This window comes from uncultured Aureimonas sp. (assembly GCF_913775355.1).
Classification (GTDB): Bacteria; Pseudomonadota; Alphaproteobacteria; order Rhizobiales; family Rhizobiaceae; genus Aureimonas.
Window position 1 is genome coordinate 1 of the sequence record NZ_CAJYIU010000306.1, and the last position, 11805, is coordinate 11805.

14 protein-coding genes are annotated in these 11805 nt (G+C 66.4%); 9 read left to right on the top strand and 5 right to left on the bottom strand.

Translation table 11 applies throughout. The features are described 5' to 3' along the window. Nucleotides 1–463 (bottom strand): alpha/beta fold hydrolase (locus QZ753_RS18715; RefSeq protein WP_294645871.1); only part of this gene is annotated, 463 nt, incomplete at its 3' end. A 66-nt stretch (nt 464–529) separates the two neighbouring features. Here QZ753_RS18715 and QZ753_RS18720 point away from each other — a divergent pair. Beyond that, nucleotides 530–1540 carry a ribonuclease T2 gene (locus QZ753_RS18720; RefSeq protein ID WP_294645872.1) on the top strand — a complete coding sequence of 337 codons (1011 nt, stop codon included), beginning with the start codon at nt 530–532 and terminating at the stop codon, nt 1538–1540. An 8-nt stretch (nt 1541–1548) separates the two neighbouring features. Here the strand turns inward: QZ753_RS18720 and QZ753_RS18725 are convergent, their stop codons facing one another. Continuing rightward, the gene (locus QZ753_RS18725; protein ID WP_294645874.1) at nt 1549–1845 is read right to left on the bottom strand and encodes a Dabb family protein; all 297 of its coding nucleotides are present in this window, start codon (nt 1843–1845) and stop codon (nt 1549–1551) included. A 169-nt stretch (nt 1846–2014) separates the two neighbouring features. On the opposite strand from QZ753_RS18725, the gene ettA reads away from it, so the two are divergent. From ettA to QZ753_RS18750, 5 genes are all read left to right on the top strand, one after another. Beyond that, nucleotides 2015–3664, top strand: a complete 1650-nt coding sequence (gene ettA, locus QZ753_RS18730; RefSeq protein WP_294645876.1) for an energy-dependent translational throttle protein EttA — start codon at nt 2015–2017, stop codon at nt 3662–3664. 125 nt (nt 3665–3789) lie between these two features. Next, entirely contained in the window at nt 3790–5259 is a 1470-nt protein-coding gene (locus QZ753_RS18735) for a PAS domain-containing protein (protein WP_294645877.1), read from the top strand. Next, a complete protein-coding gene (locus tag QZ753_RS18740) occupies nt 5246–5635 on the top strand; it encodes a response regulator (RefSeq protein ID WP_294645879.1) in 390 nt (129 codons plus the stop codon). The genes QZ753_RS18735 and QZ753_RS18740 overlap by 14 nt, the downstream gene beginning before the upstream one ends. A gap of 102 nt (nt 5636–5737) precedes the next feature. Further along, nucleotides 5738–6385 (top strand): DedA family protein, encoded by a 648-nt coding sequence (locus tag QZ753_RS18745; protein WP_294645881.1) that lies wholly within the window; start codon nt 5738–5740, stop codon nt 6383–6385. 11 nt (nt 6386–6396) lie between these two features. Beyond that, nucleotides 6397–6972 carry an MOSC domain-containing protein gene (locus QZ753_RS18750; protein ID WP_294645882.1) on the top strand — a complete coding sequence of 192 codons (576 nt, stop codon included), beginning with the start codon at nt 6397–6399 and terminating at the stop codon, nt 6970–6972. A 7-nt stretch (nt 6973–6979) separates the two neighbouring features. Here the strand turns inward: QZ753_RS18750 and QZ753_RS18755 are convergent, their stop codons facing one another. Further along, the gene (locus tag QZ753_RS18755; RefSeq protein ID WP_294645884.1) at nt 6980–7360 is read right to left on the bottom strand and encodes a DUF2293 domain-containing protein; all 381 of its coding nucleotides are present in this window, start codon (nt 7358–7360) and stop codon (nt 6980–6982) included. Further along, on the bottom strand, nt 7360–7848 hold the full coding sequence (gene tsaA / locus QZ753_RS18760; RefSeq protein WP_294645885.1) for a tRNA (N6-threonylcarbamoyladenosine(37)-N6)-methyltransferase TrmO: 489 nt from the start codon (nt 7846–7848) through the stop codon (nt 7360–7362). Before tsaA ends, QZ753_RS18755 begins: the two co-directional genes overlap by 1 nt. 93 nt (nt 7849–7941) lie before the next feature. On the opposite strand from tsaA, the gene QZ753_RS18765 reads away from it, so the two are divergent. From QZ753_RS18765 to QZ753_RS18775, 3 genes are all read left to right on the top strand, one after another. Continuing rightward, on the top strand, nt 7942–8949 hold the full coding sequence (locus QZ753_RS18765) for a metalloregulator ArsR/SmtB family transcription factor (protein ID WP_294645888.1): 1008 nt from the start codon (nt 7942–7944) through the stop codon (nt 8947–8949). 10 nt (nt 8950–8959) lie between these two features. Continuing rightward, a complete protein-coding gene (gene metF, locus QZ753_RS18770) occupies nt 8960–9862 on the top strand; it encodes a methylenetetrahydrofolate reductase [NAD(P)H] (RefSeq protein ID WP_294645890.1) in 903 nt (300 codons plus the stop codon). Between the two features lie 380 nt (nt 9863–10242). Continuing rightward, entirely contained in the window at nt 10243–11463 is a 1221-nt protein-coding gene (locus QZ753_RS18775; RefSeq protein ID WP_294645892.1) for an alanine racemase, read from the top strand. A 3-nt stretch (nt 11464–11466) separates the two neighbouring features. On the opposite strand, the gene QZ753_RS18780 is transcribed toward QZ753_RS18775, so the two are convergent. Then, on the bottom strand, nt 11467–11805 hold a 339-nt coding region (locus tag QZ753_RS18780; RefSeq protein WP_294645894.1), incomplete at its 5' end, for a DUF4112 domain-containing protein.

Genomic DNA, 11805 nt, shown 5'->3' on the forward strand with positions numbered 1-11805 from the left:
CGAGGCGCGCCTGCCAGCCGAAGCGCATGCCGGCGTTCCAGACGAGACATCCGGACAGCCCGCCGCCGTAGCGACGCGCATAGTGGAGCGCGATGGCGCCGCCGAGCGAATGGCCGAGGACGAAGACGGGTAGGCCGGCAAAGTCTCGCTGCGCTCGTTCGCGAACGGCGTGGCAGTCGCGCAGGATCTTGCGGACGCCGTCGCGCTTGGCGAAGCGGCGGAGCGGGGCGTCGTGCGCCGTCGTCGACCCGTGACCGCGGTGATCGTGGACATAGGTGGCGATGCCGAGCGCCGCGAGATCGCGCGCCGTCCGCTCATAACGCGCGCTGTGCTCGGCGAGGCCATGGAAGAGCAGCAGCACGGCCACCGGCTCGCCGGTCGGTGCGAAAGCGCGACCATTCAGCGCCGCACCGCTCGGGCTGTCGATCACGAAGCGCGTTGGGGGATTGAAGGTTCGGGGCATCGATGGAAATAGCTCGCGACGGGCCGGGTTCGGCATCCGAAGATGCCATGGAAAGGAACACCAGACATGTCGCTGAGGACAGTTCCGGCGATGATCGCGGCGGCGGCGTCCCTTCTCGTCGCTGCCCCTGTGGCCGTGAGGGCACAGGTGCCGATGGTCGGCGTCTTCACCGCGGAGGCCAGTTGCTTCGCAACGCCGAGCATCCGTTCGGACGACAATCCGGGGCGGATCGTGACCGAGCCGGGACGCAGCTACGATCTGATCGGCCGCAACGCGTCGCCGGGCAGCCACTATCTCATCCGCGTGCCCGGCGCCGAACCGGAGCGCCGATGGGTTGCGTTCGGTTGCGGCCGCGTGGAGGACGCGAGCCAGTCGGCGGAAGGGGCGCGGCCGGAAAAGGCGGCAAAGCCGGCGGCGGGCAGGGGGCAGGTCGACCGCTACGTCTTGGCGGCAAGTTGGCAGCCTGCCTTCTGTGAAACCCGCCCGTCGGTGCGCGAGTGCCGGACGGGCGGGGCGGCCGGCAACGGCTTCTCGCTTCACGGCCTCTGGCCCCAGCCGCGCGGACGCGAGTATTGCGGCGTTCCCGAGGACGTGCGTCGGACGGACGAGCGGGGCGAATGGCGGCGTCTGCCGGACTACGAGGCATCGGCCGGCACGCGCCGTGCGCTTGCCGAGGTGATGCCGGGCGTCCAGTCGGGCCTCGACCGTCACGAATGGTGGGTGCACGGCACCTGCTTCAAGGGTGACGCCGAAACCTACTTCTCTGAAGCCGTCCGGCTCCTAGAAGAGCTGAACCGTTCGTCGGTGCGTCGGCTTTTCGAGACCTCGATCGGCGATGTGCTGACGGCCGACGACGTGCGGGCGAGCTTCGACGACGCCTTCGGTCGCGGGGCGGGCCGCCGGGTCCTCATCGACTGCGTGGACGACGCCAACGGCGAGCCGATGATCCGGGAACTGCGCGTCGAACTGGAAGGCGATCTCCGGGCCGGCCCGCGCCTCGCCGATCTGATCGCGGCGGCGGACGAGACCGGCCGCGGCTGTCGAAGTGGACGGGTCGACGCGCCCGGCTTCGGCTGACCGACGCCTCAGGCGCGGTCGGGAACCTCGTAGTCGGCGGAATAGCGAATGTCGCGCAAGGGGCGCACGCGCTGCGTCGACGCGAGGTAGATCGGGTCCGTCTTGTAGGCGTCGAGCGCCGCGCGGTCGCGGAACTCGGCATAGACCACGACGTCGACGTCGTTGCCCATCGGATCGACGCGCGCGTTCTCGACGACCTCGAAGTGATCGTGATGGCGGATGCCGGCAAGCGTTCCGAGGCCGTCGAGGATCGCCGGAAGGTCGGCCTTGTCCTTGGCGCTGAAGAAGACGATGTGACGGATCATGGCGCAGGTCTCGTGCTCGCTGTGTTGGCGCCTCTTCGACCGCGACGGCGGGAAAAGCAAGCCGCGGCGGGACGGCGCTTTTTCGCACCCGTTGTTGCTCATCGAAGGCGCATGCCTTACCTGTGCGCCAACTCAAATCCTGACCGAACAACCCGGAGACGCGCGCGCGATGGCTCGCCAGTTCATCTACCATATGGCCGGACTTACGAAGGCCTACGGCACCAAGAAGGTTCTGGAGAACGTCCATCTCTCCTTCTACCCCGACGCCAAGATCGGCATCCTCGGCCCGAACGGCGCCGGTAAGTCGACCCTCCTCAAGATCATGGCCGGAACCGACAAGGAGTTCACCGGCGAGGCCTGGGCCGCCGAGGGCGCGACGGTCGGCTATCTGCCGCAGGAGCCCAAGCTCGACGAATCGAAGACCGTCTTCGAGAACGTGATGGAAGGTGTGGCCGACAAGCAGGCCATTCTCGACCGCTACAACGAACTGATGATGAACTACTCGGACGAGACGGCCGAGGAGGGCGCCAAGCTTCAGGACGAGATCGACAGCCAGAACCTCTGGGATCTCGAAAGCCAGGTCGAGATGGCGATGGATGCGCTGCGCTGCCCGCCGCGCGACGCCGAGGTCGGCCCGCTGTCCGGCGGTGAGAAGCGCCGCGTGGCGCTCTGCAAGCTGCTCCTGTCGAAGCCCGACATCCTCCTCCTCGACGAGCCGACCAACCATCTCGACGCCGAGACGATCGCCTGGCTGGAAAAGCACCTTCGCGAATACGAGGGCGCCGTGCTGATGATCACGCACGATCGCTACTTCCTCGACAACGTGACGGGCTGGATCCTCGAACTCGATCGCGGCCGTGGCGTGCCCTACGAGGGCAACTACTCGACCTATCTCGAGAAGAAGGCCAAGCGCATGGCGCAGGAGGGTCGTGAGGACGACTCGCGCATGCGGGCGCTCTCTCGCGAGCGCGAGTGGATGCTTCAGGGCGCCAAGGCCCGCCAGACGAAGTCCAAGGCGCGCATCAAGGCCTATAACGAACTGGTGGAACTCGCCGAGCAGCGCCGTCCGGCCGACGGCAAGATCGTCATCCCGACGGGCGAGCGCCTCGGCCAGAAGGTCATCGAGGTCGACGGCATCACCAAGAGCTACGGCGACCGGGTGCTGATCGAAAACCTCTCGTTCAAGCTGCCGCCGGGCGGCATCGTGGGCGTCATCGGTCCGAACGGCGCCGGTAAGTCCACGCTTTTCAAGATGCTGACGGGCCAGGAGAAGCCGGACGCCGGCGAGATCAAGATCGGCGAGACCGTCGATCTCGGCTACGTCGACCAGAGCCGCGACCATCTCGATCCCAACAAGAACGTCTGGGAAGAGGTGACAGGCGCCGTCGATATCATGAAGCTCGGCAAGTACGAGATGAACTCTCGCGCTTATGTCGGCAACTTCAACTTCAAGGGCCCGGACCAGCAGCAGAAGGTCGGCACGCTTTCGGGCGGCCAGCGCAACCGCGTGCACCTCGCCAAGATGCTGAAGACGGGCTCCAACGTCATTCTGCTCGACGAGCCCACCAACGATCTCGACACCGAAACGCTGGCGGCGCTGGAGGATGCGCTGGAGGAATACGCCGGCTGCGCCGTGGTCATCAGCCACGATCGCATGTTCCTCGATCGTCTGGCGACGCACATCCTCGCCTTCGAGGGCGACAGCCACGTCGAGTGGTTCGAGGGCAACTTCGAGGACTACGAGCAGGACAAGATCCGCCGCCTCGGCCCCGAGAGCGTCAACCCGAAGCGTCCGACCTACAAGCGTCTGACGCGCTAACCCGTTGCAGCGCGCGGGACATCTTCCCGCGCGCTACCCCGCCCCTATCTGGGCCGTGAGTGTGATCCGGCGCACGTCGCGGCCGGGGTCGATTTGGGCAATGGCGCTGCGGCGGAACGCATTTCATGAACAGACTGAGTTTCCATCAACTGTTCGACGCCTTGCCCAGCCCCCACATGATCGTCGACCGCGATCTCCTGTTCGTCGCCGCGAACCCGGCCTACGAGAGCGTGACGGGCCGCAAGCGCGACGAGTTGATCGGCCGCTACCTCTTCGATTGCTTCCCGAGCGAGGGACCCGAACGAAAGCGGCTGGAAGCCTCGATGACCCGCGTCTTCGAGACCGGCAAGCCCGACACGTTGGCGTTCATCGAGTACGAAATCCCGATTTCCTCCGACCCGGCAGACGGTTTCGAGAAGCGATACTGGTCCGCGATCCACTCGCCGCTCTGTGACGACGGCGGGCAGGTGATCTTCATCCTCCAGAACACGGTGGATATTACCGAGCTCGTCCGGCTTCGCACGGTCGCCGGAAGTTCGGGATCGGTGCCGACGGAGGAGACGGCGCTTTTTCAGCGAACGCGCGAGATCGAGGAAGCCTATCGCACCTCGCGAAGCCAGCTGGACCGGTTCCGCCACCTGTTCGAACAGGCACCGGGCCTCGTTGCGCTTCTGCGCGGCCCGGATCACGTCTTCACCTTTGCCAACCGTGCCTATCGTCTCCTCGCCGGAGACCGCGAACTGCGCGGACTGCCGACGCGCGAGGTCTTCCCAGAGGCAGAAGCGAGGGGCCTTCTCGAACTGCTCGATAGGGTCTATGCGACCGGCGAAGCGTTCGAAGGCACCGGGCTTCGCGTGCTCGCGAGCTACCCGAACGGCGGAAGGCGAGAGCTTTTCCTCGACGTTTCGTTCCACCCGGTCCGCGACGACCAGGGGGCGGTCGAGGGCATCTTCGTTCAAGGGTACGACCGAACGGAAAGCGTGCGGGCCCATCACCGGCAACGGCTCCTGATCGACGAGCTGAACCATCGCGTGAAGAACACGCTGTCGACGATCCAGTCGCTGGCGCGGCCGAGCTTTCGCGCCGACCGCGACCGCGAGGAGGCGCGCCGGGCGTTCGAGGCGCGGATCGTGGCCTTGTCGAACGCCCACAATCTTCTCAGCGAACATCACTGGGAATCGGCCGATCTCCAGACCATTCTCCTGGCCGAATTGCGGGCGCTCGAGCTCGACCGCGTGGACGTCGAGGGCGAGCCGCTCCGCCTGAACTCGAAAGCCGCCATCGCCATGGCGATGATCTTCCATGAACTGGCGTCGAACGCGCTGAAGTACGGCGCGCTGAACGCGCCGGCCGGTCGGCTGTCCGTCCGCTGGAGAAGGCAGGATGAAGCGGTCATCCTCGAATGGCACGAGCACTGGCGGAGCGGCGAGAGCATCGCGATTCAGCCGGGTTTCGGCATGCGGATGCTGGAGCGGATCGTGACCGGCGAACTGGAGGGGGAACTGGCGTCGACGACCGACGACGGCGGCCTGCTCTGGACCTTGAAGCTGCCTGCCGTCGAAATCGAGGAAATCCCCCACCTTGCCCTCAGCTGATCGCACCCAACTGGCCGGCTTGCGGGTCTTCGCCGTTGAGGACGAGAGCCTCGTCGCGATGCAGCTGGAGGATATGCTGGATGAACTTGGCTGCGTAGTCGTCGGGCTCGCGATGCGCGTGCGCAAGGCGCTTGAATTGCTTGATCGCGAAGAGGTGATCGACGTCGCGGTGCTCGACGTGAACGTCGCCGGGGACAAGGTCTTCCCCGTCGCCGAGCGCCTGCATGCGATGGGCGTGCCCTTCCTGTTCGCCACCGGATACGGGCGTCCCGGGCTCGAAGGCCTGTGGCCCGACCATCCCGTGGTGCAGAAGCCTTATACGTCGGAGCAGATCGCCGAGGCGATCGTCGTGGCACGCTCGGTCGCCAGCCTCTAACCCCGGTCGCGACGGCGCGTTTCCCCGCATCGCATCCCGTGCTACCCGATCGCCGAACCGGATTCTTGCCGGCATGACCATGTGAGAGAGGCCAAGCCGCCGATGGATACCTTCGTTCAGAACCTGATGCAGGACTACGGCGTCCTCGGCATCGGCTTCCTGATGTTCCTCGAGAACATCTTCCCGCCGATCCCGTCCGAAATCATCATGCCGCTCGCGGGCTATCAGGCCGCGACGGGTGATCACTCGTTCCTCTCCGTCGTGATCGCCGGCACGATCGGTTCGATCCTCGGGATCCTGCCCTGGTATTATCTCGGCCTCTGGTTCGGCGAGGAGCGGATCATCCGGCTTGCCGACCGTTACGGCCGCTGGATGACGATGACCGCCGAGGACGTCGAGTCCGCCGATCGCTGGTTCCGCAAGTACGGCCTTTGGGCGGTGCTGTTCGGGCGTCTCATCCCCACCGTGCGGACGCTCATCTCGGTGCCGGCCGGCCTCTCGCGCATGCCGATGCCGACCTTTCTTCTCTTTTCGGCGATCGGCACGCTCGTCTGGACCACGGGGCTAGCGCTTGCCGGCTATCTTCTGGCGCAACAGTACGAGCTCGTCGACCAGTACATCGGCCCCGTTTCGAACGGCGTGATCGCGATCGTGGTGCTGATCTACGTCTACCGGGTCGTCACCTTCAAACCATCGAAGCGCAGTCGCCCGATCGATCTGACGGCTGGCGACGACAGCCGTCGCACGTGACGGAGGACGTCATGATCCGTCGACCCGCGCGCACGCTCGTCGCGCGGGTGGACGGACTGTTCGCAGGGGCCGGCGCGTCGTTCGAGACCGAGCCGCGGGACGCCTTGGAGTTGACCTTCGAGGGGCTGGCGGGCGACCGCCACGGCGGCACGACACGTCGCACCGGCGGACGCGAGCCCTGGTATCCGCGCCGCACCGAGATCCGGAACGAACGCCAGATCTCGATCGTCGCGCGGGACGAACTCGCGGCGATTGCACGTGACATGGAGCTCGAGCACATCGAGCCGGAATGGATCGGCGCCAACATGAGCCTGGCTGGCGTTCCCAACCTCAGCTGGCTTCCCGCGCGCACGCTGATGTTCTTCGAGGGCGGCGCGACGCTGAAGATCGACGGCGACAACGCGCCGTGCCGCGCGTCCGGCCGTTCGATCGCCCGTCGGTTCGAGGATCGGCCGGAGATCGAGCGCGGCTTCGTGCGGCATGGGCGGCATCGGCGAGGGCTGGTCGCCTGGGTGGAGAAGCCCGGCCGGATCGAACTCGGGGCCAGGGTCGAGCTTCGCCTGCCGGAGCAATGGATCTACGCTTGAGCTGGTCTCAGTCCGCGTCGGGGCGCGGACGTTGCTTCGGGGCGAGACGGTCCTTGTTCTCGTCCGCCGGGATCTCCTCGTCTTCGGCGCCCGGCTCCGACGTCAGCTGGCGGGTCGAGCCCCAGCGGTCGAGAACCGCATTGACCTCGTCGATCACGAAGAACAGGGCCTCGTCCCGATCGTATCCCTCGTCCCGCAACGCATCGTAGTCGGTATGCTGGTGGCGGATGTGCGCCAGCGTCGCCAGCCAGAGCGCGCTCGCCGTCGGCAGGTCGCGCATATGCCGGGAGCCGGCCGCCTCCCGGATCGCTTCGGCGTCGATATAGGGCACGCGCGGGATCAGAAGCGTCAGCTGCCGCGCGATGGATTTCTGCCGCTCCGTCGGCATCAGGCCTCGGCCGGACGATCGACGGAGGGCAGGTAGGGCTTGATGTCGAGAAGCGGCGTTCCGTCGAGAACGTCGATCGCATCGATCCGAAGCACGCCCGTCGCGGCATCGATTTCGACGATCCTGACGAGGTGAAGGCCGATCGGATTGGGCCGCACGGGCGAGCGAAGCGAGAAGGTGCCCCGCGGGGCGTCCGCATGGCGCGGCATCTGCAGGGCGAGATCGCGGCGGCTGTGCTGGAGCCACGTGAGGAGATGCACCCAGCTCCCCGCGACGAGCCCTTCGAGCGCTGGCCGGAAGACAGGCTCGATGTGGACCTCCGCCGCGCCGCCGCGTTCCCGCGCCTCGCGAAGATTGCGCGGGCATCGCGCCCGGTCGGTCCACGGCGAGCGAACCATTCCGATGAAGGCGAGCGTGGCGTCGCTCGCCAGAGCGGGATCGAGGTCGAACGCGATCTCCCCGGCTCGAGGGTCGGACGAATGGCTCACGACACGGACCTTTGTGGAGTTCGACCTTGCGGCCGACGACCTTCACATATAAACATATCTTTATATCGTTTGGGCGTCGCGAAAGGAGACCGTATGCCTGCCTCCTTCGACGATGCCGTCGAGATGTTGAAGGCCCTGGCCGAGCCGACGCGCTTCCGCCTCGTCCTCCTCGTTTCGGAACAGGACCTGACCGTTTCGGACTTGACCGCCATTCTCGGTCAGTCGCAACCCCGCATCTCCCGACACCTCAAGCTTCTGGTCGAAGCGGGCATGGTGGAGCGGCATCAGGAAGGGTCGTGGGCCTATTTCCGCCTCTCGGATCGCCCGCTGGCGGCCCGGCTGGTGCAGTCGTTGAAGGCGAGCGTCGGAGATGACGACGGCGCGTTGTCGCGCGACGCCGAGCGCCTGACCGAGGTGCGGCGCGAGCGGGCGGAGCGGGCCGCGAGCTACTTCGCGCGGAACGCCGAACACTGGGACCGCATCCGTTCACTGCATGTGCCGGACGTCGATGTGGAGCGGGCGCTGATGGGGGCGCTGGCGACGGCCGGACGCTTCGAAGCGCATCTCGATGTCGGCACCGGTACGGGCCGCATGCTGGAACTCCTCGCGCCGTTCAGCGAGCGTGCGATCGGCGTCGACGCCTCGCGCGAGATGCTGGCGATCGCCCGCGCGAAACTCGACGCGGCGGGCGTCACGCAGGCGACGGTGCGGCAGGGGGACGTCTATCGCCTGCCCGGTCCGCGTGGCGGCTTCGATCTCGTGACCCTGCATCAGGTTCTGCATTACCTCGACGATCCGGCGGCGGCGATTCGGGAGTGCGCGAACGCACTCAGCCCCGGAGGACGGCTCGCGGTGGTCGACTTTGCGCCGCACGACCTCGAATTCCTGCGCGCCGACCACGCGCACCTGCGCCTCGGCTTCAGCGAGGCGACGCTGCGCCAGTGGATGCGGGGCGCGGGACTGACGGTCGAATCATTACAGACGTTACCGCCGCACGACGACGAGGCGGGGCGCCTGACGGTGACCGTCATCGTCGGACGGCGCCTGCCCGAAACCATCAACGAACTGGCGGACGCTCCGTCCGCATTGGCCGTCGCCTGAGGAGGACACCATGATTCAACGCCGCGACACGCGTCCTCCCATCCGGGTCTCGTTCGAGTTCTTCCCGCCGAAGACGCCGGCCATGGAAGAATCTCTGTGGTCGGCGATCCAGCGGCTCGCGCCCCTGCAGCCCGACTTCGTGTCGGTGACCTACGGCGCCGGCGGATCGACGCGGGAGCGAACCCATCACACGGTCGAGCGCATCCTGAAGGAAACCGATCTCGCGCCGGCCGCGCACCTGACCTGCGTCGACGCCAGCCGCGCCGAGGTGGACGACGTGGTGCGCCAGTATCGCGCGACGGGCGTGAAGCACTTCGTGGCGCTGCGCGGCGACGGGCAGGGCGGGGCGGGCAGCGCCTACGTGCCGCACCCCGAAGGCTATCGCAACGGGGCGGAACTCGCGGCCGGCATCAAGGCGATCGATCCAGAGATCGAGGTGTCCGTCTCGGCCTATCCCGAGAAGCACCCGGAGAGCCCGGATTTCGCGACCGATATCGACCTCCTGAAGCGCAAGGTCGACAACGGGGCGACGCGGGCGATCACCCAGTTCTTCTTCGACAACGATCTCTACGAGCGCTACGTCGAGCGCGCGCGCCGCGCCGGGATCTACGTGCCGATCGTGCCGGGCATCGTGCCGATTCACGACTTCAGCAAGGTCGCTCGCTTCTCGGCTGCCACCGGAACGTCGATCCCGCTGTGGCTGGCGGAGCGCTTCGAAGGGCTGGAGAACGATCCCCAGACGCGCAGCCATGTCGCGGCAGCCGTGTGTGCCGAACAGGTGCTCGATCTCGTGGATCGCGGGATTTCGGACTTCCACTTCTACACGATGAACCGTGCGGATCTCGTCTACTCGATCTGCCACATTCTCGGCCTGCGCGAGACGGCGCCGGTGCGCGAGGCGGCGGCGGCCTGAAGCACGGGCAGGAGCGGGAAACGAAAAAGGCCGGGTTCGAAACCCGGCCTTTTCAGAATGTCGCATCGCGTTTCCGGCGTCAGGAGATGACGCCCGTCACCATAGCGGCGATGAAGACGAAGGCCGCGCAGATCATCAGGAAATTCACGGACCGGGTGAGTTCCAAATTCAGCCTCCTGCTCACGAGTTGTTACGGATGTTAATCAAACCTTCAACTTGGTAAAAGCGGTTTCGTTGCGGGGATCGGTGGGCGGCGGAGCAAAAACGTCTTCCGATTGTCGCATTCGTGAAAAAATGGCGGCGGTCGCGTTTCGGAATCGGTCTTCCTCCTGACATGCAGGCGGATTATCTCCCGCCCTTCATCGCCGCGGAGAGTTCCATTGCAACGATTCGAGACCGCCAAGGACGCCGCGCTGGCCCTGCGCCCCGACGTGCCGGTCTACTGCTTCAGGCCCGACGTTCTCGTGGCCGACGCGCGCCAGTTCATGCAGGCCTTTCCCGGCGAGACCGCCTATGCGGTGAAGACCAACGGCGAACCTCTCGTTCTCGAAACGCTGGCGAAGGCGGGCGTGAATACCTTCGACGTCGCATCGCCCGGCGAATTCGAGGCCGTGCGCGCCGTCGCGCCCGATGCCGAGATGCTCTACATGCATCCGATCAAGGCGCAGTCCGACATTCGCCTCGCGCTGGAGCGTTACGGCATCCGCGTGATGGCGCTCGACCACGAGGACGAGATTGCCAAGATCCTGCGCATCGTTCGCGCGCTCGATCTCGATCCCGGCAGCATCACCATCTTCGTGCGCCTGCAGACGAAGGGGCATGCAGCCTACGAACTGTCGAAGAAGTTCGGCGCGGCGCCCGCCCATGCCGTCGAGCTTTTGCAGCGGTGCCACAAGATCGGTTTCAAGGTCGGCCTCTGCTTCCATGTCGGTTCGCAGATCGAGGACCCGGAGACCTATGAGCGCGCGCTCGCATCCGCCGACTGGGTGCGCAACCGCGCGGACGTTCCGCTGGCCGGGCTCGATGTCGGCGGCGGTTTCCCGGCGGAGTACGGCCACGACCCGCGCCGCAAGAAGCGCGACATGCCGGGCCTCGACGAGATCATGACGCGGCTTCGCGCCGACATGGCCGAGTGGGGCTTCTCCGACATGCCGCTGGTCGCCGAACCCGGGCGCGTCGTGGTGGCGCGCGCCTTCTCGCTGATCGTGCGGGTGCTCCTGCGAAAGGGGCGGCGGCTCTACATCAACGACGGCATCTGGGCGTCCTTGTCGGATTCCTGGACCGGCAAGATCACGCTGCCGGCTCGCTTCATCCCCGATCCCGCGCGCACCTCGCGCAACGGCAATCCGGAAACGATCAGCGCCTTCCGCGTCTGCGGGGCGACCTGCGATTCGGTCGACATCCTGTCCCGGCCGTTCTGGCTGCCGGAAACCGTGGATACGGGCGACTGGATCGAGATCGGCCATATCGGCGCCTACTCGCTGTCGCTTCGCACGCGCTTCAACGGCTTCTACCCCGACACGTTCGTCGAGGTAGCGACCCCCTTCGACGCGGGCGAGCGCGCCGAAGGGTTTGCCAGTCTCGAGACGATGGCCGACTAGGGCTTACCGCCGATCGGGCGTTACATCCCGGATGTCCGCCCGCGTCATGTCGAAGTGGTCGAGAATGATCCCGATATTGCGCTTGTGCGCCTTGAAGTAGACGTCGAACACGTCGCCCGCGAGGGGCACGGCGCCGAACATGGCATCGACGCCGAGGTTGCCGACCATGCGCGCGAGCTTGCGCTTCGGCAGGCCGAGCCGCCGGGCCTCGTTGACGATGAACAGGCCGATCAGCGCGCCGCCGGCATCGCCGATGCCCGGCACGAGGCCGAGGAGCGCGTCGGCACCGAAGCGGATGTCGGTGCCGGGGACGCGAATGGCCGTATCCATCAGGCGGGCGAG